Source organism: Clostridium sp. UBA4395, from assembly GCF_002390995.1.
Classification (GTDB): Bacteria; Bacillota; Clostridia; order Clostridiales; family Clostridiaceae; genus Clostridium_J; species Clostridium_J sulfidigenes.
Genome location: NZ_DGRF01000020.1, coordinates 33,706 through 57,369, shown reverse-complemented (window position 1 = coordinate 57,369; position 23,664 = coordinate 33,706). Strand labels below are relative to the sequence as shown.

General features: G+C 29.0%; 25 protein-coding genes. 6 read left to right on the top strand and 19 right to left on the bottom strand.

The annotated features are described in order from the left end of the window. Positions 1-113: 113 nt before the first annotated feature. Positions 114-1,973 carry a S8 family peptidase gene (locus B2694_RS02685; protein ID WP_346884462.1) on the top strand — a complete coding sequence of 620 codons (1,860 nt, stop codon included), beginning with the start codon at positions 114-116 and terminating at the stop codon, positions 1,971-1,973. Further along, positions 1,970-3,688, top strand: a complete 1,719-nt coding sequence (locus B2694_RS02680; protein WP_346884461.1) for a S8 family peptidase — start codon at positions 1,970-1,972, stop codon at positions 3,686-3,688. The genes B2694_RS02685 and B2694_RS02680 overlap by 4 nt, the downstream gene beginning before the upstream one ends. Before the next feature lie 75 nt (positions 3,689-3,763). Here the strand turns inward: B2694_RS02680 and B2694_RS02675 are convergent, their stop codons facing one another. The 3 genes from B2694_RS02675 to B2694_RS02665 all read right to left on the bottom strand — a co-directional run bounded on the left by B2694_RS02675 (position 3,764) and on the right by B2694_RS02665 (position 6,992). Next, positions 3,764-4,933: a SpoIIE family protein phosphatase gene (locus tag B2694_RS02675; protein ID WP_346884460.1), complete on the bottom strand. Its 1,170-nt coding sequence runs from the start codon at positions 4,931-4,933 to the stop codon at positions 3,764-3,766. After that, positions 4,926-6,620: a [Fe-Fe] hydrogenase large subunit C-terminal domain-containing protein gene (locus B2694_RS02670; RefSeq protein WP_346884459.1), complete on the bottom strand. Its 1,695-nt coding sequence runs from the start codon at positions 6,618-6,620 to the stop codon at positions 4,926-4,928. The genes B2694_RS02675 and B2694_RS02670 overlap by 8 nt, the downstream gene beginning before the upstream one ends. 162 nt (positions 6,621-6,782) lie before the next feature. Beyond that, positions 6,783-6,992: a DUF3006 domain-containing protein gene (locus B2694_RS02665; protein WP_346884458.1), complete on the bottom strand. Its 210-nt coding sequence runs from the start codon at positions 6,990-6,992 to the stop codon at positions 6,783-6,785. Positions 6,993-7,173: 181 nt separating this feature from the next. Between B2694_RS02665 and B2694_RS02660 the strand changes: the two genes are divergently transcribed. Continuing rightward, on the top strand, positions 7,174-7,638 hold the full coding sequence (locus B2694_RS02660; RefSeq protein WP_346884457.1) for a DUF4883 family protein: 465 nt from the start codon (positions 7,174-7,176) through the stop codon (positions 7,636-7,638). Positions 7,639-7,899: 261 nt separating this feature from the next. Here the strand turns inward: B2694_RS02660 and B2694_RS02655 are convergent, their stop codons facing one another. From B2694_RS02655 to B2694_RS02645, 3 genes are all read right to left on the bottom strand, one after another. Then, positions 7,900-9,336 (bottom strand): aminopeptidase, encoded by a 1,437-nt coding sequence (locus B2694_RS02655; RefSeq protein WP_414632706.1) that lies wholly within the window; start codon positions 9,334-9,336, stop codon positions 7,900-7,902. 175 nt (positions 9,337-9,511) lie between these two features. After that, on the bottom strand, positions 9,512-10,423 hold the full coding sequence (hprK, locus tag B2694_RS02650; RefSeq protein ID WP_346884455.1) for an HPr(Ser) kinase/phosphatase: 912 nt from the start codon (positions 10,421-10,423) through the stop codon (positions 9,512-9,514). A gap of 62 nt (positions 10,424-10,485) precedes the next feature. Beyond that, on the bottom strand, positions 10,486-10,701 hold the full coding sequence (locus B2694_RS02645) for a DUF896 domain-containing protein (RefSeq protein WP_414632705.1): 216 nt from the start codon (positions 10,699-10,701) through the stop codon (positions 10,486-10,488). A 331-nt stretch (positions 10,702-11,032) separates the two neighbouring features. Between B2694_RS02645 and B2694_RS02640 the strand changes: the two genes are divergently transcribed. After that, positions 11,033-11,227, top strand: coding sequence for an aspartyl-phosphate phosphatase Spo0E family protein (locus B2694_RS02640; RefSeq protein ID WP_035133703.1), 195 nt, complete (start codon positions 11,033-11,035; stop codon positions 11,225-11,227). On the opposite strand, the gene B2694_RS02635 is transcribed toward B2694_RS02640, so the two are convergent. The 5 genes from B2694_RS02635 to B2694_RS02615 form a co-directional block, all read right to left on the bottom strand. Then, on the bottom strand, positions 11,224-11,790 hold the full coding sequence (locus B2694_RS02635) for a flavodoxin family protein (RefSeq protein ID WP_346884454.1): 567 nt from the start codon (positions 11,788-11,790) through the stop codon (positions 11,224-11,226). The genes B2694_RS02640 and B2694_RS02635 overlap by 4 nt on opposite strands. Positions 11,791-11,796: 6 nt before the next feature. Continuing rightward, positions 11,797-12,189: a hypothetical protein gene (locus B2694_RS02630; RefSeq protein WP_346884453.1), complete on the bottom strand. Its 393-nt coding sequence runs from the start codon at positions 12,187-12,189 to the stop codon at positions 11,797-11,799. A 358-nt stretch (positions 12,190-12,547) separates the two neighbouring features. Beyond that, positions 12,548-13,027, bottom strand: coding sequence for a peptide deformylase (gene def / locus B2694_RS02625; RefSeq protein WP_035133709.1), 480 nt, complete (start codon positions 13,025-13,027; stop codon positions 12,548-12,550). A gap of 92 nt (positions 13,028-13,119) precedes the next feature. Then, the gene (locus tag B2694_RS02620) at positions 13,120-13,461 is read right to left on the bottom strand and encodes a hypothetical protein (RefSeq protein ID WP_346884452.1); all 342 of its coding nucleotides are present in this window, start codon (positions 13,459-13,461) and stop codon (positions 13,120-13,122) included. Positions 13,462-13,505: 44 nt separating this feature from the next. Continuing rightward, positions 13,506-15,509 carry a S9 family peptidase gene (locus tag B2694_RS02615; RefSeq protein ID WP_346884451.1) on the bottom strand — a complete coding sequence of 668 codons (2,004 nt, stop codon included), beginning with the start codon at positions 15,507-15,509 and terminating at the stop codon, positions 13,506-13,508. A 320-nt stretch (positions 15,510-15,829) separates the two neighbouring features. Here B2694_RS02615 and B2694_RS17790 point away from each other — a divergent pair, with 320 nt between their 5' ends. Further along, positions 15,830-16,396, top strand: coding sequence for a metal-dependent hydrolase (locus B2694_RS17790; protein ID WP_414632704.1), 567 nt, complete (start codon positions 15,830-15,832; stop codon positions 16,394-16,396). A gap of 78 nt (positions 16,397-16,474) precedes the next feature. On the opposite strand, the gene B2694_RS02610 is transcribed toward B2694_RS17790, so the two are convergent. Then, a complete protein-coding gene (locus tag B2694_RS02610) occupies positions 16,475-17,398 on the bottom strand; it encodes a DMT family transporter (protein ID WP_346884450.1) in 924 nt (307 codons plus the stop codon). A gap of 247 nt (positions 17,399-17,645) precedes the next feature. Here B2694_RS02610 and B2694_RS02605 point away from each other — a divergent pair, with 247 nt between their 5' ends. After that, complete coding sequence (locus B2694_RS02605) at positions 17,646-17,909, top strand: ATP cone domain-containing protein (protein WP_150842366.1); 264 nt, start codon at positions 17,646-17,648, stop codon at positions 17,907-17,909. A gap of 58 nt (positions 17,910-17,967) precedes the next feature. Here the strand turns inward: B2694_RS02605 and B2694_RS02600 are convergent, their stop codons facing one another. The 7 genes from B2694_RS02600 to B2694_RS02570 all read right to left on the bottom strand — a co-directional run bounded on the left by B2694_RS02600 (position 17,968) and on the right by B2694_RS02570 (position 23,406). Continuing rightward, positions 17,968-18,492, bottom strand: coding sequence for a biotin transporter BioY (locus B2694_RS02600; RefSeq protein WP_346884449.1), 525 nt, complete (start codon positions 18,490-18,492; stop codon positions 17,968-17,970). A 266-nt stretch (positions 18,493-18,758) separates the two neighbouring features. After that, positions 18,759-19,298, bottom strand: a complete 540-nt coding sequence (locus tag B2694_RS02595) for a DUF402 domain-containing protein (protein ID WP_346884448.1) — start codon at positions 19,296-19,298, stop codon at positions 18,759-18,761. Between the two features lie 36 nt (positions 19,299-19,334). After that, the gene (locus B2694_RS02590; protein ID WP_346876972.1) at positions 19,335-19,874 is read right to left on the bottom strand and encodes a 2'-5' RNA ligase family protein; all 540 of its coding nucleotides are present in this window, start codon (positions 19,872-19,874) and stop codon (positions 19,335-19,337) included. 159 nt (positions 19,875-20,033) lie between these two features. After that, on the bottom strand, positions 20,034-20,564 hold the full coding sequence (locus tag B2694_RS02585) for a 2'-5' RNA ligase family protein (protein ID WP_150842363.1): 531 nt from the start codon (positions 20,562-20,564) through the stop codon (positions 20,034-20,036). A gap of 4 nt (positions 20,565-20,568) precedes the next feature. Continuing rightward, positions 20,569-21,609, bottom strand: coding sequence for a S66 peptidase family protein (locus tag B2694_RS02580; protein WP_346884463.1), 1,041 nt, complete (start codon positions 21,607-21,609; stop codon positions 20,569-20,571). Positions 21,610-21,692: 83 nt separating this feature from the next. Next, positions 21,693-22,169, bottom strand: a complete 477-nt coding sequence (locus B2694_RS02575) for an NUDIX hydrolase (RefSeq protein ID WP_346884447.1) — start codon at positions 22,167-22,169, stop codon at positions 21,693-21,695. Between the two features lie 370 nt (positions 22,170-22,539). Next, a complete protein-coding gene (locus B2694_RS02570; RefSeq protein ID WP_346884446.1) occupies positions 22,540-23,406 on the bottom strand; it encodes a CAP domain-containing protein in 867 nt (288 codons plus the stop codon). Positions 23,407-23,664 lie beyond the last annotated feature (258 nt).

Here is a 23,664-nt window from a genome sequence, read left to right as displayed (position 1 = left end):
CATTCTGATACAGCCCCTTTTTTTATATTATAAACTTATTTTAGTAAATAATATCATGAAATATTTAAACTGAAATATAATAATATTATAAAGTATTATTATTGGGAGTATCTATGATTAATTCGAGAGATTGTAGTTTGTATTACGATGAAAATGTATCTAATTTTCTTGTTCAATATAAAAATAAAGATGAGTTTAAAGAACAGATAGATAAAATACCCTATGCTTGTGGTGATATAATTACAGATAATCTAGCTGTAGTAGCAGTGTCCCATTTAGAAATGAATAGATTATTAAAAGAAGTTCCCCAAATTATCTTTTTCGACTTTAGAAAAATGTTTGTATTAGGTGAAACATCGAAATCTACTTCCCCTCCTTCTGTTGGTAATATAAATTCCATATTAATAAATCCTTATTTGAATTTAACTGGCAGAGGAGTTCTAATAGGTATTGTAGATACGGGTATAGATTATCTTAATGAAGAATTTATTAGAGAAGATGATACCTCAAGAATAGTTAGCCTATGGGATCAAACTATCTCAAACAATAGTTCTAGCACCTATATGGGTACTACTTATTCTAATGAACAAATTAATGCAGCAATTAAAGCTTATAGGAACAATGAAGATCCTTATGCAATCGTGCCATCTAAAGATACTATTGGACATGGTACACAGGTTGCAGGGATTATAGGCGCCAGAGGTAATAACTCTAATGTAAGAGGTATAGCCAATGACAGTGACTTTGTAATCGTAAAGCTCTTTGAATCTACTAATTTTAGAAAAGCCTTATTAGAAAATGATGTAGAATATACCCCAGTATATAATGCCAGTGAAATCGTATCTGGAGTCGAATATTTAAAAAATGTTGCTGTTGAACTTAAAAGACCTATGGTAATATATTTAGGCTTAGGTTCTACAGAAAGTAGTCACGATGGAACTAGCTTGATTTCTAGATATGTATCCTCTATAGGTACTATTAGAGGAATATGTTTAGTCTCAGGCGTGGGAAATGAAGGAGCTGCTCAAACCCATGCTACTGGTTATATTAAAAATAAAACTGACCCCTCATCCCTAGAGCTTAGAATAACAAAAGAAATGAAATTTTTCACATTTAACATATGGGTTAAAAAGCCAAACAGAGCTTCTTTGGTCATAGTATCTCCTACTGGTGAAAGCTCTAGTCTATTAAAATCTAAGGATGTTAATGAACAGAATACTAAATTTGTATTTCTAAACACTAGATCAAGAGTTCTATATTTTAATCCTGAACATTTTACTGGCCATGAAGTTATCCATGTAGAATTTTATGACATAAAACCTGGCATATGGACCTTTAAACTAATAGGAGAATATTTAATTGATGGGCGATATGATATTTGGCTACAACCCCATAGTACTTTACCCGACGGTACCGAATTTCTTCAACCTAACCCATTAAACACACTAACCGAACCATCCACAGCTGTTAATATTGTTACTGTTTCTTATTATGGTGAAAATAACGCTTTAATTTCCACTTCTGGAAGAGGTTTCAATACTAACAACCTAATAAATCCTGATATAGCTACTTTAGGAATAAATATTTTAACTACAAAAGTTACTGGTGGCACTACCACAATGTCTGGTAGTTCTGGTGCAACTGCTATAGTTGCAGGAGCCTGTGCAATATTATTAGAATGGGGAATTATTAATGGTAATGATCAAACTATGTATTCTCAAAAAATTAGAAGCTATCTAATGCATGGTGCAGCTAGGAGCAGTTATTACCGTTTTCCTAATCAGGAATTAGGATATGGATATTTAGACCTATTAGGTGTTTTTAACTTTATAAGTAGATCCTATTCTACAAATATATCTCTTAACAGAGCGAACACTTGCGATGAATATAATAAAACCCATGATTATATTGTATATACTACTAATAATATGTTTATAAGAATTCCAAAATGTATTGTAGGTGATTTTATATGAAGCGACATTTAGATGTTCCAGATAACATTTTTTATGATATAAATTACGATCATTATATTGTTCAGTATCAAGGAAATATTCAACAAGACATCACTCAAGAACCTAGTCACTATTTAACTATAATTAATGATAGATATGCAATCATATCTCTGCCTAAAAACCTAGAAATATCTGTTGGTGACTCTGAATATCCATCCATTGTATATGTAAAACCAGTTGAAATGTATACCCTTCAACAGATTACCCCTACAGAGGCCTCTCAAGTAGGTTTCTTACAGTTGGACCTCCCCTTAACCTTAAATGGCAGTGGTGTCAATGTAGCAATTCTTGATACAGGTATAGATTACTTAAGCGAAGAATTTATGAGGGATAATGGAGAAACTAGAATAGAATGTATTTGGGATCAAACAATACCTTCTAATGGGAAAACTTTAGATGAGTTTATTCCATACGGTACTGTATATGAAAAAGATGATATTCAGTCTGCTATACAAGCAGCTAGGGAAGGTAAATCTCCCTATGATATAGTACCAACCATAGACGAAATCGGTCATGGTACAAATATGGCTGGGATAATTGGGGCTACTGGTAAAAATCCTAAATTAAAGGGTGTAGTCCCAAATTGCGATTTTGTAATTGTAAAACTAATCGAAGATTTTTCCTATAAATCACAATTTAATGTTAAAGTTCCAATTTATAATATAACTACTATTTTTGCAGCCCTAGAATTTTTATATAGATATTCTTTAACTTCCACTAAACCAATGGTCATTCTTTTTCCTCTTGGTACTAATTTAGGTAATCATAAGGGAACTGGAATCTTAGAGCAGTATATTGAATACCTAAGCCAAAATAGTGGACTTGTAGTGGTTGTTCCAACTGGGAATCAAAGAGATAAAGGATGCCATACTTCTGGAATACTATCCGAACCTGGAGAACTTCATATAGTAGAAGTTGATGTATCTCCAGCGCAAAATAGTTTATGGATGGATATTTGGGTAGATTCACCTAACATCATGTCAGTAGAAATTATATCTCCTTCTGGTGAAAGCACTGGTGTTATTGGGGCCGTAATTAATAGTACAGAATATTATGATTATATATTCGAAAGGACTTCAGTTAAGGTCAATTACTATTTACCTGAAGATATTACTGGTGATGAATTAATTCGAATTAGATTTTATGACATACAATCGGGCATATGGAAACTTAGATTGATTACAAATACTGTATTAAAAGGTAACTTTAATGCTTGGATTCCAGAAGAAGGCTTAACTGTTGGTGGTACTCACTTTAGCCATGCAGATCCCTTTGGAACATCTACTAATCCAAGCAATTCCCCTTATGTAATCTCTGTTGCAGCTTATAATCAAAATAATAATTATCTTCTAAACTACTCCGGAGCAGGTTTTAACGACCTTAAATTCAATTATGTTGATATAGCAGCTGGTGGTGTAAATGCTATAGCCGTAGCTCCTAACAACGAAATTGCAACAGTTAATGGCACCTGTGTAGCTGCTGCTGTTGTTGCTGGTGCTTGTGCAATGTTATTTGAATGGGGATTTACTAGACTTAATGATCCCTACATGTATTCTCAAAGTATAAAAACCTATATTGCAAGAGGCGCTGTACAACGTCTTGGTGATATATATCCTAATCCTCAATGGGGCTATGGATTATTAAATATACTTCAAATGTTTCAAAATATGATTTAACTATACTGATAAAACCCTAATCATAAAACATACTATGATTAGGGTTTTGTAACTTTTCTTCTTTTAAACTCTTTTTTAACACATACTCACTTTAACATTTTTACCCATATTACTAAGTATCTTTTCTAATTCTCTTATTATTCCTAATTTTATAGTATAACTAATATGACTATTGGAATCATTATGAACAGGATTTATTGCATTCCCTATAAAAAAATTTATATCAGTTGATTCTTCAAATAAAATTTTTGCTATCATGGAAGCTCCGTCTATTTTATTTCTTAAATCTAAGGATATATTTGATGTAACACTATATTGTTTAGCAATATTTAAAACTTTTTCCAAAGTTATAACTCCTTCTGTAACTAAATCTACTCCTTCAATACACGCAGTTGACGGTATTTCCTCATTGCATGTATTATTGTTTATTACAATAGGTTTATTTAAATATCTACTTGCTATCTTAGACGTAGTTCCTCCACAAATTATCTTCTTACCTTTTCTTGAAAAAAAAAGTTTTAATACCTTATTATCATCTTCTTTATGCTCTGGTGGACCTATCATAAGATTTACTACTTTTCTCTCACAAATTTTAAACACAGCAACGGTTATGTCATCATCTGGGGAATTTAAATATAAATCCATAGATGCATTTGCTATGGTTGCTGCCATCCTTTGTGGTGACATTTCTGGAGTGTACCATCTCTGAACGTATTCTATAACACTTTCTCTTCTCCACCCATTTTTTGTAGTTCTTCCGAGACCAGCACTTGTAACTCCATCAGTTAAAAGTATTATCATATCTCCTATATAAAGCTTAATATTGCTTTCATATATTTCTTTTTCATATATAACTTTGCACATTGAATCATATACAACGTTTTTCCCTTCTCTAATTAAAATTACCGACGGATTATCAAATTGTGCTAAATATGCATCACCTCGTTGATAAATTTGAAGTATAGTAAAAGTTGAATATGCCATATTTCTAACCTTGCAAACTGGTAAGCTTTTAGCTATTGTATATACGCTTTCCTCTATAGACATATTACTAGCCATCATGGTGCCTAATATCTTTGATGTTAAAGTTGCTAGTATATTAGCCTTAATACCACTTCCCAACCCATCAGACAATACAAATGTGGTCTTATCTTTACCTTTTATTGTAGTATAAAAATCTCCAGAGATAGATTCACCATGTTTGTTAAAGCTTGCAAATCCGCTTTCCAAAAACAAATTAGTCATAATCCTCTTCCTCCATAAGTATTGCTTCTTTAAGGTCTGTAAGTGCTACTTGAGTTTCAGCGGCTGTTTCTCCAAGTAATGATGCAATCTCATGTACAATACACATATGCTTTTCAACAATTTTATCAGTTATCTCTGCTCTAAGTGTCTTTTCTTTAATCAATTTCTCTCTTTTTAGTTTTAGTTTAGTTATATCCTTCATTATACAAATAACAATTCCGCTATTTTTATCATATATAAAATTCTGTTTAACAAACTTACCGTATTCAGGTAAGTAAACATTTTCATTTACTACATTCTCTTCTTTGCTAATTACCTTTATAAAATCAAATTCATCCAAAATTCGAGATACTGAAAAACCAATAATATCTCTGGAATTTTGAATTTCAAATATATCACAAGCTGATTTATTAATCTGCTGAATTTTTAAATTAGTATCTACAGTAAGAATAGCATTGGGCGTAACACTTATAATCTTATCAGAAAAAGATTCTGCTTTTTCCTTCATATAGGGTAAACACATACTTATTTCTGCTTTTCCTAAAATTACCGCTATTGCTTTTTCTCTACAAGTTGAATACCCACAAGTTCCACAGTTCAATTCATCCTCAATACTGTTTTTCCCCATTTTTCTTAATATGCTGCTAATCTCCCTATCACTAGGAGATTGAACAACTACTTGTTCATCTGTAATTCTTCTACTTGTATCAATACTATATTTCAAATCAAAATCAGTATGATTACATTCATTCAATGCTATACTTTCTACCTTATTCATTGAAGATATGCGTAAGGCTTTGTTATGAGATGATGCCGGTCCATTTATACAACTACCACTACACGCACTCATTTCAATAAAACAATTATCTAGATTATTATTAATTATTTCTTTTAGGGTTTCTATGCAACTATCTAGACCATCAATAGCAATATATCTATACTCAGAACTTTTATTCATTGTATTCAAAATTCCTCCAGTTATGGGGAATAATCTTGAAACATAAGTGTTTTTATCTATGTTTATATTATCTTCAAATTTTAATCCTTCTTCATTTATCCAAATATCTAATTCTTCAAAAGTAATGGTAATATCATTGCATTTTTCTCCACTTCCACATTCTTCTTTTTTAGATATGCATGGACCAATAAACACAACAATAGCATCCTTTATATTACTTTTCAATAACTTACTATGAGCTTGCACTGGTGAAATTACAGGTGCTAAATACTTTACCGCTTCTGGATAATGCTTCTGAACTAATTTAACAACCGTAGGACAACATGAAGATATAATTATATTTTCCCAATGATTTTTAATCAAATTTTCATATTCACTTTTGACTATGTATGCTCCTTCTGCCGTTTCAAAAGCATTACTAAATCCAAGCTTTCTTAGCACATTAGCAAATTGTGAAAACTGAGTAACGTTGTAATTTGAAATATAAGAAGGCGCTATACTAGCAATAACCTGTTTCCCCTCCCTGATCAAATTCTTTATAGTTAATACATCATTACGAACTTCTTTGGCATTCTGAGGGCAAACAACCATACAATTACCACATAAAATGCAATCTCTTTCAATAATCTGGGCTTGATGATTTTTTACCTCTATAGCTTTAACAGGACAATTTCTAATGCATTTATAACAGTTCTTACAATTAGCTTTTTTAAATTTCAGTATACCCATGGAAAATCTATCCCCTATCATAAAATAAATAATGTAAACTATTTAACAATATCAATTTGATAAAGTTTTAACAACTCAATTGTATAGCCGAATAGTATAATTGTCAATTCTAACTAAGACTCAAATGCTAAGTGCTAAAATATATTCTATAAATTAACACTATTATACCCACATATTATATGTAAGTTTTTCAATTTGTTTCTTAAGTTTTTCCGTCTCTTTATTATTAATAATATATTTACCATTAACTAAATCTATACAATCTCCCTCTTTAATGCCCTTTGGTAAATGCATAATTGGTATATTTACCATTTCCATATCTTCCTTTTCGCATACAGCGTACTCTTCTTCAAACCTATCAATAATTATCATAACCTTCCTCCTTTTATACTATTATTAATTATAAACATAATCTTTATAATTAAATGATAAATATTTATAATACAAATATTGCATTTTTATTTATACATATTATACCTAGTATTTTTTCTTATTAGTAGTAATAATTACACCTTAACTTTCATAATTTATAAGGAATAGAGGGGTTGATATTTTGAAAAAGAAATTTTTAATTTTATTTATTATTATAATAACAATAACCACTGGCTGTACAAATGTAAAGTCATCACTAAATAAAGAAAAAACATATCTTGATTATTATACTCAAGAACTAGTAACCAATCTTAATAAATCAGAGCCAACACGTATTTCTGTATTTTATAAAGAATTTTTTAAAGAATTTGATTTTCCTTCTACAGAATCTAAAGATGTTGTTAGTTTTTTAAATTCCTTAGATGAAAGCTATTTCATTAAAAAACCTAATGATTTACCTGAATCTTATAAATATAAAGTATATATTGAATTCCCAAATAAAAAATATGGCATAACTATATTTAATGAAAAATATATATCTATCTATGATTGGGATGGTAAATATGAAGTTGATTACTTAAATATTACTGAAGTGCCAATTTCCTATAACTTATATTGTATTTGTAAATACTTTACAGAAGAATAGTTAGCAATAAAAGAAAATATAAAAGGCAGAAGAATATTTCTTCTACCTTTTATATTTTATCCAATGACTACCAGCTCTAATACTACCCTCTTCTTCAAAGTAGTGGTAAAGAGCTGTTACGTCCCTGGATAACGATTTCCCCTAAAGGACAACAAATTCTAAGTATCGAAAATACTGATACTTAGAATTCTGTTAGTAACCTTCAGAGGGAGTGTAAAAACTTCCTCTGAAGCAAAGAACTCTGTTTATATAAAATTAAAATTAGATATCTAATAAAAATGCCTCATAAGCTCTGCAAGTTTCATATATGTCTGCTTTACTTGCAATTTCCCATGGCGCGTGCATATTGTGTAGAGCTACACCTGAATCTATAACTTCCATTCCATATTCAGCAAGAATGTATGCTATAGTACCACCGCCGCCTTGGTCAACTTTTCCAAGTTCTGATGTTTGCCAATAAACATTATGCTTATCCATTACTCTTCTTAATTGAGCAATAAATTCTGGATTTGCATCATTACATCCACCTTTTCCTCTTGCTCCAGTATATTTATTGAATACCACACCCTTACCGAAGAATGCGTTATTTTGCTTTTCACTTACTGATGGATAATTTGGATCAAAAGCTGCACTTACGTCTGAAGAAAGCATTTTAGAATTTGCAAGTGCTCTTCTAACTTTAAGTTCACTATAATCTTCAACAAGGTTTACAAGTTCTGCTACAGTGTTTTCAAAGAATCTTGACTGCATTCCTGTAGCACCTTGACTTCCAACCTCTTCTTTATCTACAAGTAATGTGATACAAGTTTTATCTGTATTCTTAATTTTCATCATTGCTTCAAAAGAAGTATATGCACATATTCTATCGTCATGACCATAGGCCATAACCATTGAGCTATCTAAACCATAACTTCTAGCTCTTCCTGCTGGAACAACCTCTAGCTCTGCTGATACAAAGTCCTCCTCTGTAATTCCGTATTTTTCATTAAGAAGTCTTAATATGTTAAGTTTAACTCTATTTTTAGCTTCTTTATCTTCTACTGGTATAGATCCAACACATACATTTAAACTTTCGCCTTCGATTCCTTTAGCTAATGTCTTAGCCATTTGATCTGCAGATAAGTGAACTAATAAATCTGATATTCCTACTACTGGCTCCCTATCATCTTCACCTATAACTATGTTTACTACACTTCCATCTTTTTTAATCACAACACCATGAATTGCTAGAGGTATAGTAACCCACTGATATTTTTTAATTCCTCCATAGTAATGAGTTTTAAGCATTGCAAAATCTGAATCTTCATATAATGGATTTTGCTTTAGATCAAGTCTTGGTGAGTCAACATGTGCGCCTAATATTTTAAAACCTTTTTCTATAGGTTCTGTTCCTATTAAAAATAATGCAAGAGTTTTTCCCATGCAATTTGCATAAACTTTATCTCCAGCTTTAAGCTTTCTTCCTTCAGCTATGCACTGATTTATATCTAAATATCCGTCTTTTTCTGCCATTTCTATGAATTCAGCAACACATTCTCTTTCAGTTTTACACTTTGACATAAAATCTATATATCTATCTGATAATTCGAATGCCTTATCAAGGTCTTCCTTGCCGTATTTATCCCAGACCAATTCATATTTCTTTTCTAATTTTTTTAAATCTTCCACTAAAATCCCTCCCAATAAAATCATAGTCATATAATTATACTTTTATATTAACTCAACTCAAATTGATTTACAATTTAAATTTATGAAAATTTCAAATGTATACTATATTTAAATTTATTACAGTAAACTTTATAAGTAAGTGCCTAATACAACTTAAAATTTTTATAAAATTATTCTTTAAATTATATTTTTTGCACTAAAACTCTTAAGTATTTTGACTATCCATGATTCTCTTTTCAATTGTTTCTACCGCAGTACAATTTGATGTGGCATTATATCTAAAATTAGCTGCTGCAGCTTCGATTATAACTGCTATGTTACGACCTGGCTTTAAAGGTAATACTATTTTTTCTACCTCAACCCCTAGTATCTCCATATACTCTTTATCTACTCCAAGTCTTTCATATTTATCATTTACGTCCCAGTTAACTAAAGAAATAACTAAGTTGATATTTTTTTGAGAAACTATACAGCTACTACCATAAATTGCTGATAAATCAATAATCCCCATACCTCTAACTTCAAGCATTCCTGTAGTTATATAAGGACAAGAACCATATAACTTCCCATCTATTTCTTTAATATCTACTGCATCATCAGCTCCAAGCCTATGACCTCTTTTAATAAGCTCCAATGCTGCTTCACTTTTTCCTATTCCACTTTCTCCTATAATCAATATGCCAATTCCATACACATCTACTAAAACACCATGGAGCCTAGTTTCTGGAGCTAACTCTGAGTCTAAAAAATTACTAACCCTATTAATGAATTTTGTAGTCTTATCAATACTTCTGAGAACAGTAACATTTTTATTTCTTGCTTCTTCTAAAAATTCATCATGTACTTTTAATCCACTTGTAATTATTACTCCAGGTATTGGGAAAGAAAAGTATTTTTTTATTCTACGTATCCTTACTTCTGGATCAAGACACTTTAGATAACTCCACTCAGTTTTACCTACAACTTGAATTCTCTTATTATCGAAATAATCATAGAAACCAGCAAATTGTAATCCAGGCCTATTTATCTCACTTACCACAATATTAGATTCTAAATCTCCTTCTACTAAAACCTCTAAATTATAGTTGTTAACTAAATCTAAAACTTGTACTCCCATCTTACGCCTCCCCTACCTCATATCTTGCATTTATAATTATTGTTTACTTAAATTCTATTTTACTAATTATTATGTTTTGGGTTTACAGGTTTATATCCACTAATCTGAGCCTTAAAATTTCTTTTAACATTATCTATATACCTTCTTCTCAAAACTTGCTGTCTATTTTTTTCAGCTTCTGTTAAACCAGATTCTTGGCTCTTTTTATATAAAAAGTTTATTTCCTCAATAACTTCTTCTATTTTCATATTATCAATATTTATATATTCTTTATTCATTTTTCCTCCTAATAGTCTATTATACGATTATATAGTAATTTACCCCAAATAATTACTATGATGTTAATTATAGTAATTATTTATAGGTATTTTTTAATTATTTTAAATTTTTGTTTGTTACATGTCGCAAAGTGTATTATTATATTTACTTCGATATCTGAGAAATGGCTTTAAGTCATCTGCATATATTTATTTATAAGTTTTTTATGATATATTTATCGCTTTTATGGTGATTTTTGTAAAACTTAATATGAATTTGACTATTAATAATCATTAACATTATGCTATATCTCTGTTAAAATAAAAATATAAAGTTTAAGGATGTGATGGTATGTTATTAAAATTTAAATTCCTAAATCAAAAAATTAAATCTTTTAAACTACTACTACATGTACTGCTTAGATTTAAGAGACCTACAGATAATATTGTTGTAATATGCTCTCAACATTTAGATGAATATATCGTAGAATATCAAAAGATGAGTAATAATTCTAATAATGATAAAAAACATAAGAAATTAGCCTAATGTACTTCCACATTTATCATGTTTTTACATTTTAAAATATCATCATAATGTTTATTAATATAATTATAATTTATGTCTGTATTGTCTATATATAGTTTAAATGAAATATCACAGTTAAGGGTATTAAAAAAATATTTACCTATAGTTTCCATAGAGTTAAACATATTATTCCAGGAACTGCCCCCATTAAATATAAATATACCCTGTTTTCGTTCTTTTGTATTTTGTTTAAAAATAAACTTTTTACTCCAGATCACTTGACACCTATCTATCAATGATTTTAATGGTGATGGAAACATACCAAAATACATAGGAGATGCTAAAATGATTATATCACATTCTTGTATATGTTTATAAATATCCGTCATAGAATCTTTAATTGAGCACTCCCCTAATACTTTACTACAATATTTACAATCAATACATGGATTAATATTCATATCATAGCAATTAATATACTTTATTTCCACGTTGGGATTAATACCTTCCAAAATTGAATCTACTATTTTATTTGTGTGACCTTCTTTATTGGGAGAACCATTTATTATAATTATTTTTTTCATAATTAATTATAACTCCATAATTAATTCATCAATATCTACAGGTAAAACTTCTCTATAAAATGCAACTAAAAAATTCATTGAGCCATAATCCTCTTCTGAAAGCTCATAAGACAACATTTCATAATCTAAATCATACTCCTCTGAAATTTCATCTACTATGTCATTAATATTATCTATTGCAGTATCATTTAAATAAGGTAGAAAATACTCTTCATACCATTGTTCTCCTTCTCTTTTTTCCTCACAATCTTCATTGGCAAATTGTCTAGCTCCTTCAATTTCTAACTCGTCAAATTCGTAAGAAAATTTAATTATGAAGCAGTGATCATGCTTTTTTACTTCTGTAATATTTTCTAAAGCATTATCCTCTAAAATCTCTATAATTTCTTGTTTATTCATAGTATAGTACTCCTTTATTTTTATTTATTATATTTCTACTACATTTACTTAATTTCTGCATTTCTAAGTCTCTATATGCAAGATTTCTTTAATTCACTAAATTTATAAATTAATATTTGTTTATGTATTTCTTTATATTATATACTTTCACTTATTATATAATAAAGCTTAAATTTTACCTTTATTATATAATAATCTAAATTTTAGTATAAATCTATATGAAAGTTTTTAAATAGCCTATTTAAAGTTATTTATAATAACTTTAAATTCACAAAATAAACAAGAACTGTTAAAAGGTTATATTTATAAATAACCATTTAACAGTTCCATCTATTTTCACATTACCAATAAATAACTTTTATTCTTTACCTTCCACTAATTCATACATTTCATCAGCTTTTTCCATATAAAGAATTCCTTCTAAATGATCCATCTCATGACAAAAAACTCTTGCCATAAAATCTTCTACTTCATACTTTATAAGTTTACCATTTTCATTTAATGCTTCAACTATCATTTTTGTAGGTCTTTCAACCAATCCTTCATATCCCACATAGCTAAGACATCCCTCATAATCTCTAGCTGTTTCTTTAGATACTTTAATAGCTTTAGGATTAATCAGTATTAAAGGCGAAGAATTATCAGGCGTTAAGTCAATTAATATAACTCTTTTATTTACAGCAATTTGTGGAGCTGCAAGTCCAATACCTTCAACCGTTGATAATGTATCCTTTAAATCTTGAATTAAATCTCTTATTTCTTCATTTATCTCAACTACAGTATCACTAACCCTTTTTAAATGTTCATCTCCATATTGAACTATCTTCTTTACTGCCATCTTAAGTTACCCCTTTCATATTCTTTCATAAGTATATTAAACCATATTTTTATATATTTTTCATCCTATGTTTTTAGTATCTTACTAAAATACTAAGAAAAATAACCTACATAATAGCATATTAAAATTATCAAAGAAATACATCCCCTTAGTATATGATGTTTTAAATTCAGCTTATTAAATAATTTATATCCATGAATTATTGCAGCTACATGTATTGATATCAATCCTAACAAAAGTATATATAACATATTACTTCCACTTTTAAACTGTGTAATAGAAGCAAGTAAAATAGCTACGCTTCCTGTAATCATCAATAAATTAGGGAAAATACTTTCTCTACTTTCTTTGATGGCCATAGTACAAGCAAACATAGATAATCCACCATAGATTATTATTAAAATCAAGGATATAAGTTTAAAAGTCATAGCCATATTACTCCTCCTATTCTGAATTTTTTCATTTATAATTCATACAATTATTTTAGATGTTCTTCAAACCAATTTGTTATTTCTGTAATTCTTCTTATTCTATGCTTTGGTTTTCCACTTCTGCTAAGCTCATGGTTTTCTCCTCTAAACATGCAAAGTCTAGCTTCAACTCCATGATATTTTAAAGCTGTGAACATCTGTATACCTTCAGCTAACCAACATCTATAGTCTTCTTCTGAATGTATAAATAAAGTTGGTGTCTTAACTTTATCTGCATATTTAAGCGGTGAATGATACCATAACTTATCCACATTACTCCATGGAGTCCCACCATTTTGATCATCTACAAAATAGAACCCTATATCTGTAGTGCAAAACTTAGAAATCCAGTTAGATATACTTCTTTGAGATGCTGCAGCTTTAAATCTATCAGTATGACCAATTATCCAGTTAGTCATAAATCCTCCATAAGATCCACCAGTTACCCCTACATTGTTTACATCAATATTTTTATACTTCTCTAAAACTATATCTGTAAAAGTCATTATATCATGGTAATCAATAGTTCCATATTTCCCTCTAATGTCTGCATAAGCTCTCCCATGACCGTCACTACCCCTTGGGTTACAAAAGAATACAAAGTACCCCATATTAGCCCAAAGTTGCATCTCATGATAAAAAACTTCACCATATACAGTTTTAGGTCCACCATGAATATCTAAAATAGCAGGATATTTTTTATTTTCTTCAAAGTCTACAGGTTTTAATACCCATCCTTCTATTACAACACCTGGTTCTGTTTCAACCTCAACTCTTTCTGGTTTCGAGATTTTTAATTCATCGTTAATCCACTGATTAAATTTTGAAATTTCACACTCGCTACCATCTTTTAAAGAATATATTTCTTGTAATTTTTGATTTCTAAGGCCTATAAATAATATACTACCATTCTTAACATCAAAACAATCTACAGACCCTTTATTAAAACTTATTTTTTCTATATTTCCATCTATATTGATTCTATTTATATAAGAACTATCTATTTCTGTAGTTATAAAATATAAGTATTTACTATCTCTTACAATAGATTTTCCTCCTCCATATCTACAATCTGAACCTACAGAGTTCCATGTACTTTTATCAAAATCTGGAGTTACTAAGGTTTTAATCTTAGTATTTATATCTATTAGGTAGAATCTACCATCTTCATTAATTCCATATTCTTGCATATCACTTCCAAGTACTATTAATTTCTCTTCATCCATGAAATTTACATAGCTATAAGAAAATTTTTCTTCTCCGTTAATTAAAGAAAGCTCATCTAATTTAATATTATAAATATATAGCTCATCATTAATTTCTGCCTTATCTTTATAGGAGCTTGCAGCAAATACTACCTTACTTTTATCTTCACTTAATTCTAATGACATAACCGAAGTATACTCATCAGTTATTAAGTTTATCTCCTCTGTACTTACTACGTATTTATATAATCCACTTCTCTTTTTATTAGTGAATCCACCACCATTGCTCCAAAATGGAATCTCATCTAAAACTTCATAGTCCTTCTCTTCTTTTCTAGACTTTAATTCCTCAACTTTTTCAGCGTCAGAAAGTCCAATTAAACTTTTTCTCCCAACTTTATGAATCCCTGTGAAAAGGAATGTATCTTCATCCACCTCAACTATAGTTTCAACTAACATAGGGATTTTAAAAGCCTTAACAGCTTCTCCACCACGGATATTTAACTTGTAGAATTGAGTAAATTCATCACCATCTTCAAGTTTCTTTTTATCCTTACTATCCCTTACTCCTTGAAATAATATAGTCTCATTATCTTGGAGCCATATATAACTTCTTTCTTTATTAAAAGCAGTCAATTGATGATACTTATTCAAAGCTAAATCATAAAGCCACAAATTAGAATCATATGTGTTATCCTCTAAATTACAATTAGACACTACAAAACAAGCAGTATCTCCCTTTGGTGAAAAGTTTAGAGATGATAAAAAATTATATTTTGTAAAATCTTCTAGTTGAATGTTTTTCATGACGCTCCCCTCCAATTACATATTGAAATAATTATACCATATTTTAACTTCATTGTAATTATTATAGTATACCTTATTAACATACTTCACTATTTTTTTCTTAAGCTAAACCAATTAATCATTGTACAGCTTTACTCCTTGCAGAACAATAAAACAAATATCTTTTTAAATTTCACTTACTTGATTTATATAGAGTTCCATTATCAAAATTTTATCATACATATCACAAAAACATATGTACGTAACCCTATAATTAATATATAATGTATTTAACTACTGAACAGATATTATAGCTTTAATAATTAGTAGTAAAACAAAAGATGACAGGTGAAAAAATGACAAAACAAACACATGAATCTGGTGGATTTTTAATTGGAGTTATAACTATTTACCCAATGATCCTAAAGAACTTAAACAATTACTTATTAATTTATAAGTTACTATTGATAATTTTATATTTTCGTGCAGTAAATATTGGCGCACTCTTTCCTGATATAGATCTTAAAAGTTCTTATATAAGCAAAAGATATCCATTAATTTCAAAATCCTTAGGTAAAAAATTTAAACACAGAGGTTTTACTCATAGTTTATTGTGTTTAATAGTATTATATATAGTTTATATTTTTTTTATTTACATAAGTAACTGGAATGTTGTAATAGAAATATTATGCTATGGCTTTTGGTTTGGGTATGCATCACATATATTTCTAGATTTATTTACTCACCAAGGGGTAGAATTATTATTTCCACTAAAAATTAATATTAATTTCCTTAATCTTAAAACTAATTCAATAGGTGAAAAAATCTTTAATAAAATATTAAAGATTTTATATTTACTACCATTATCATATTATATTTATAAAATTTATATTTATTTTCTACTATAACCTAATATGAATAAAGCTTGTATTATAATCTACTACATTCATAATTGCAGTAGCTATAGTACAAGCTTTAATATAATATTAAATATTTTCTGCCATATCTTTTGAACCTTTTTCTGAAGGCTTTAGTTGAGAAATTATTATAGCTATAAATATAAGTATACATCCAACTAAGCCTCTAGCACCAATTCTTTCTCCTAAGAACATAGCACCTCCTAATGCACCAAACACAGATTCCATGCTAAGAAGTATAGCTGCATGTGACGGTTTTGCATTTTTTTGTGCTACTACTTGAAGAGTATAGGCAACTCCTACAGATAAAAGCCCACCATATAATATTGATACCATAGCTCCAGAAATCCCTACCATATTAATATCTTCAAATATAATAGCCATTACTAAACTTAAAATTGAACATGTAGCAAATTGTACACTTGATAACTTTAATGGATCTATTTTTTTAGTAAAGTTGTCAATTAATAAAATATGTACAGCCCATCCTACAGATCCTATTAGTACTAATAAATCACCATTTGATATAGAAAAGTCTTCATTAATGCTTAATAGATATAATCCAATAATGGCTATAACTATTCCTATCCAAGTACTTTTATTAACCTTTTGCTTTAAAAATAATCCTAATATAGGAACTATAACCATATAGAGTCCAGTAATGAAACCAGCCTTTCCGGCAGTTGTACCCATAACTCCCATTTGCTGAAGACTTGTTGCTATAAACAAGGCACAACCCGCAATTATCCCAGCTTTAATTGTAAGTTTTAAAGAATCTCTATCATTATTTTTGGTTTCCTCATTCTCGCCCTTTTTCCTATTTAAAAATAAAATTAACGGTATCAACGAAATACTTCCAAGGGCAAATCTAATACCATTATATGTAAAAGCCCCTACATGTTCTGCTCCTACCTTTTGAGCTACAAATGCTAACCCCCATATTGCAGCTGTAAGTAGAAGTAAAATATTTGCTTTTAGTTGAGTCTTAGTCATAATAATCCCCTTTCAATTTAAACCTTTTTCATTATGAGAAAATTTATTTCTCATAATGAATAATCTATATGATTTTTAACATATACTTATTAAATTCTACAAATTTTTCATTATTCCTCTTTTAAATAAAATTTTATTAGTACTACAATTTTATTATTTAAATATATGTTATTATTATATATTTAAGTGTATAATTACTATAAATAAACTTATGTGTGAATAATAACTATAGTAAGGAGGCGTTTAAATGAAATTTATAAAGAAGAATGGAAATGTTGTTTCCTTTGAACCATCAAAAATTAAAACTAGTGTTGAAAATGCTGGCTCTGATGTAGATATTCAACTTAACTCTAAAGAACTAGAACTAATTGTTTCAGATGTAGAGTCAATCTTAATATCTTTATCTAGAGAAATAACTACTGGTTATGAAGTAAGAAGTATTGTAGTAGAAGCATTAATTAAATATGGATATAAAAACATAGCTAAGTCATATATGCTAAATATACTTTAATCCTAAATCAGTTATAAAAAGCACAGTAGTTAATATCTACCGTGCTTTTATTAATCCTCTATACATATTTTTTTAACTTTTTAACTAAGAAAGCTGATAAAATAATTTTTAATATATCTCCAATTAAAAATGGTACTACACACATAAGCAATGCCTCTGTTAACCCATTTTGAGTTATATGCATAAACCATACTGTTCCTACGAAGTAACATCCTAAGATACCTACTACCATAGCCACTGTATAAGAATATATACTGTTCCCTAACCTTTTAACTATAACTCCAATTATAATTGTAGTTATAATATATCCTACTATATATCCTCCTGTAGGACCAACTAGAATTCCAAGCCCCCCTGTAAAGTTTGCATAAACAGGAACTCCAATAGCTCCAATTATTACATATACCAATTGACTAATTGCACTTATCTTAGTTTCTAACAAGCCACCTGCAATAAAAACTGATATCATGGCAAGATTTATAGGAACAGGAGTAAATGGCAGTGGTATTGATATTTGTGAGAGAATAGCTGTTAATGCAGCAAAAATAGCGCATATTATAATGTTCTTAGTTGTAATTTTCAATGTTGTACCTCCCATATTAATACTTATTATATTTTATTTCAAATATTTATTCCCTCATATATTAACATATGTGTACATCCATTTCTATAGATTTTGCGAAAATTGTAATCTTTTTATTCAGATTAGGTTTACAATTCCTTTTATGGATTTTTTAAATTATACCTATACTAAAAAATATTACACGAATCCTTATAAAATCTTCAACTTTGTTTGAAACATGCTCAGAGGTACCTTATACAAAACATTTCTTATATGTAATATATTTCCTAAGAAATATTTTGTAAATGGTTATAATATTTCTTAGTAAGTTCATATAATTTTTCAAAGTTTTTATTTATCCATACAATAAGTTCCTCAGCCTGTTCTTTTGCATCTCCATATTGTTTTTCTGTTATTTCCTTATTATTTAAAGCCTCTTCTAATTCCTCTTCGTCTAATAAAATTACTTCTCCTGTAGTTAACACTACTATATCCAAAAATAAGTCATCATAAAAAGGTATTCCATCCTCAGTAAGTTCATATTTTTCTGAAATGTCAAAATACCATTGAATTATATTGTGTTTTTCATCAATCATAACTGTTAATACATAGTTTTTATTTTCTGGAAAATACTGAATCCAAGAATATTCCTTATCCACAATACAATAATCCACACCCTTAGTTTGTATAATTAAGGGTTCTGTTATCTCTTTCATATGGATACTTGATATATATCCTCTTAACTCTTCATTATCTATGAATTCAATTTTAAACTCTTTCCTTAATACTCTACTCCAATCTGGCTTATTAGCAAATCTTCTCTTCATTATATATCGTCTCCTTATAATGCTTATTAATATAATCTACTCTTGTAAATTAATCTCTATTTCCCTAATCGATCTGTCATTTTTAACTACAATTTCTGCAGATATCTTGTCCACCTTAGAAAAAAACTTTTCTTTCACGTTTCCAATTTTTTTATAAGCAATATTTAGCTCTTCCTCAGAACTAAATTTACCAATAGTCATATGTGGTATAAATTCAATCTGACTTAACCACTGTGGCTTATACGCCTTAAGTATTCCATCATATAATCTACTGTGAATTTCTCTTATTTCTTCTTTGCCTTTCTTTACCTCTAAACATAAATATAAACTTGAATCACTGCTAATTTTTATTATTCCTTCAAGTTCCACATTAAAGGGCTTTACACCCTTTAATGCTTCATTCATCCAATTCCTCAATTGGTACTCTTTAATTTTACTTTCAAAAGGAAAGACTAACGTTATATGAGGGCTCACATTATTTACAAAAGGATCATAAGTTTCTCTTATTTCATTAATTGTATTTATATTTTGAAACTCTGGAAATATCATTATACATCTTTTTATATCATTACCCATAGCTACTCCTATCCAGATATATATTATAAATATATAAAGTTTATTCTAGCTTAAACTAAAAATTTATTGTAATTTTAATTATATATATAACTATATCTATATTAATTTTCTATAACAACTATTGATATTAAATTATCACTCAGTAGTTATTATATTATTTTACTTTTGGAAAAGATACTCTCTATGTAATACCCAAGTATTAGTCTCCCACCTATAAATACATACATTATCAAAATAGCCATGAAAATTGCATGGATACTTATTTACATAATTCCAAAGATCATAATATATGGTTTTTATTCTTTTTGAACTTATGGTAATATGAAATATTTTATCCTTACCATCTTTATTAGTAAATTCAATATAAGGAATCCTACTCATTTTACTAATTAATTCATCGTGAAGAGCCTTTCCCTCTTCACTCATTATCATATCCATATATATCACTCTATCATCAAAGTGATTATAACCGTTAATCTCTAAAGGCTCTCTTTTATGAGATATACAATAATTTTCTATAGATTTCTCTAGTTCTTTAATATCTCCATCATATTCAAAGGGGGCTTTTATAGTAAAATGTGCAGGTAATTTTGAAGACTTAGCCTTAAACTTATCATAAACTTCTTTTCTAAGGTTATTGTTAAAATCTCCTGCTTCTCCCTTTATAACGGAAACAATAACGTATCTCATTTTATCACTTCCTAACTCCACTTTCTATTATTGAAAAACCCTTCTCTTCACAATCTATTTCAGCTTTTGCTCCATAAGGAATTGTAATCATAGGTGCTGTGTGTCCAAAATTCACATTAAATAGTATTGGTAAATCTTTTAGTTTCAATTCATCTCTTATGACCTTAATAAAAGCTTCCTTATACTCATTATAATAAACATTATCATAAGGTTTTCCAAAAACTATTCCATTTATATTTTGTAAAATTCCTTGAGCTCCATAGTTTCGTAGCCAATATTCCACATAAGTAGGTTCTGGTTTATCTTCTGATGTTTCCAAAAACAATATTCCATCTTTCCACTTGTCACTACTTGGCCATACTTCAGTTCCTTTTAATATTTCTAATACATCAATACAACCACCTATTAAATGTCCTTGAACCTTTCCACTTCCTTGTAATAATTCATATTCCATATTTTTATTTACTTTTCTTGGAATAAATTTATTCTCTATTTGCCAAGGTAGATGTTCACTTGTCCAAATTTCTGATGGTCTAATATTACCAATAACATCATTAGTAAATAATACTCTATTTATATAAAACTTAGTATAGTCAAACATTTTTATATTTTCTGCAAATTCAGAAAGTACCGCAGGTCCATAAAAGCTACAAATTCCAGCTTTCATACATATAAAATGTGTAACTGTACTATCAGAATAACCAATAAAGATTTTGGGATTATTTCTTATTACTTCGTAATCAATATAAGGTAAAATTCTTATGCTTTCATCGCCCCCGATACAAGAAAAAATACCTTTAATCGAAGGATCTTTAAAAGCTTCCATCAAATCCTTTGCCCGTTCTTCTGGATTATTGTATACATATTCTGTACCCTTAAGAGTTGTCTTCATTTCAATAACTTGAAGCCCAAAATCTTCTTGGAGTCTTTTTTTCCCAACTTCATATCTCCAAAGAATATTTTCATCTCCTGCTCCGCCCCAAGATAGACTTATAGTTGCAACTTTATCTCCTTCCATTAACATAATGGGTTTTTTAAGTCCCATGGAGTTTAAATCATTTCCTTCATTGTTTTTATAATCTGATTTTAACACATCTTCAAAGTTTTTTTCCATTTTTTAACTCCCTCCTACCTAATGCTTATAGGTTTATTTATACTTGCTCCATCATCTAAAGTATATATTCTGCAAACTTTATTAAATAAATGAGGCTGTATTGATGGATAAGTAAGATTTTTAGGTTGATTATCGAATAAGCAAATTTCCCCAATTTCCAAGTTAGGAAGTTCACCTAACTCCTCAATATCGGCAAAGAAAAGTGCCCCATAGGATTCATCATATTCATCAGTGTCATTACTCTCCCTTACAACAGAGTATATATTTACAGGATTAAGTTTAAATTTTATAGCTCCTGTTTCTTCTCTCAATTCTCTATTTGCAGTATCCTTTATACTTTCATTCTCTTCTCTATGTCCTCCTGGAATCTCCCAAGTATCTCTTTCTTTATGCTTTACAAATATCCATTGATTCATATATCTTGCCATTATTACTGCAAATTTCAATTTATAATCATCTATTTCGCTAAATTTATAAAAATTAACTTTCATTATTCCACTCCTTACCAATATAAGATTACTCTATAAACAGAGTTCTTAGCTTCTCCGAAGGTTACTAACAGAATTCTTAGTGTCAATTTATTTGATACTTAGAAGTCGTTGTCCTTTAGGGAAAATCGTTATCCAGGGACGTACCAGCTCTTAACTCCCACTTTTAAAAAAGAAGGAGTATTAGAGCTGGTAGTCATCGGATTAACCTTTATTATATATTACAATAAACTTACAGTATTAACAAATGAATAATAACTTTTAATAAATGTTTTATGTAAAATAAAAGCACTAAAGATATCTTTTATCTTAGTGCTTTTTTAATTTAATCCTTAATTACATATTTACAGTGAAACTTTTAATGCTTGTACTATTATTTATAGAACTCCTGTGTAGCATAGTATCTATTCCCAGCTTTATATACACCAACACCTATACTTGTAAAGTTAGGGGATAGTATGTTTTCTCTATGTCCTTGTGAATTCATCCAATTTATCATAAATTGATTTGCAAGTTCATTTATATCAGATACTCCACCTATATAAGCTATATTCTCTCCCCAAGATCTATAAGAAATACCGTCCCTAGCCATTTGTGCTGTTATAAGCTCACCCTCTAGATTTTTATGGTCAAAGTAATTTTTATCTCCCATATCCTTTGATTTTATTCTTGCGTATTTCTCCATAAGACTACTGTAACTTAGGGTGCTCATACCCGCTCTAGCCCTCTCTTCATTTACTTTTGTAAATATAAGCTGTTCTATTTGTGATGAAAAATCACCTGTAACTGTTGTAGTCGGTGTAGTTGATTTAGATGGTGTATTCACTTTTTCCTGAGAAGGTACTGATGACTTTTCAGTATTACTATAAGAATTACCTTCAGTTATTTCTTCTTGATTATTAACTGTAGTATTAGAACTTTCTTTTTCCTCTAAATTCCTTCCTTCATCATTATTAACTACATTTTTATCATTTTGTGAATTATCAGCTTGTCCACTACCTCGAGATAACCTAGTATCTTTACTAAGGTTTATTTCTTCATTACTGTTTTTATCTTCTTCATTTACTTCATCATATAAAGCAATTTCATTTCTCTTGTCCCCTATTGTGTCTTCTTTTTCATCTACACTTTCAATAGCTGAATTATTAATGTACTTAGAATTATTTTGTAAAGTTAATCCTACCAGTGCAGTGCCTGCTAATGCTCCACATATAATTAATATAATAAGTTTCCTCTTCATTAGTATCACTCCTTTTAATTCCCTTATTATTTATTTATAACATAAAATATAGAATTTTTTATTAGTAGAACACTTCCTATGATTCTATAATAATTAATAATTTCATATTATTTACTTATAATAACGTTCCTCTCTTCTATAAATTTTTCTACTAACTATAATACAAATGCTATAATTGTTACACTTTTTCAGGTTAATAAATGAATATAATCTATATATAAATTTTAATTTATTTAGAAATTTATTATTCTTCACCTA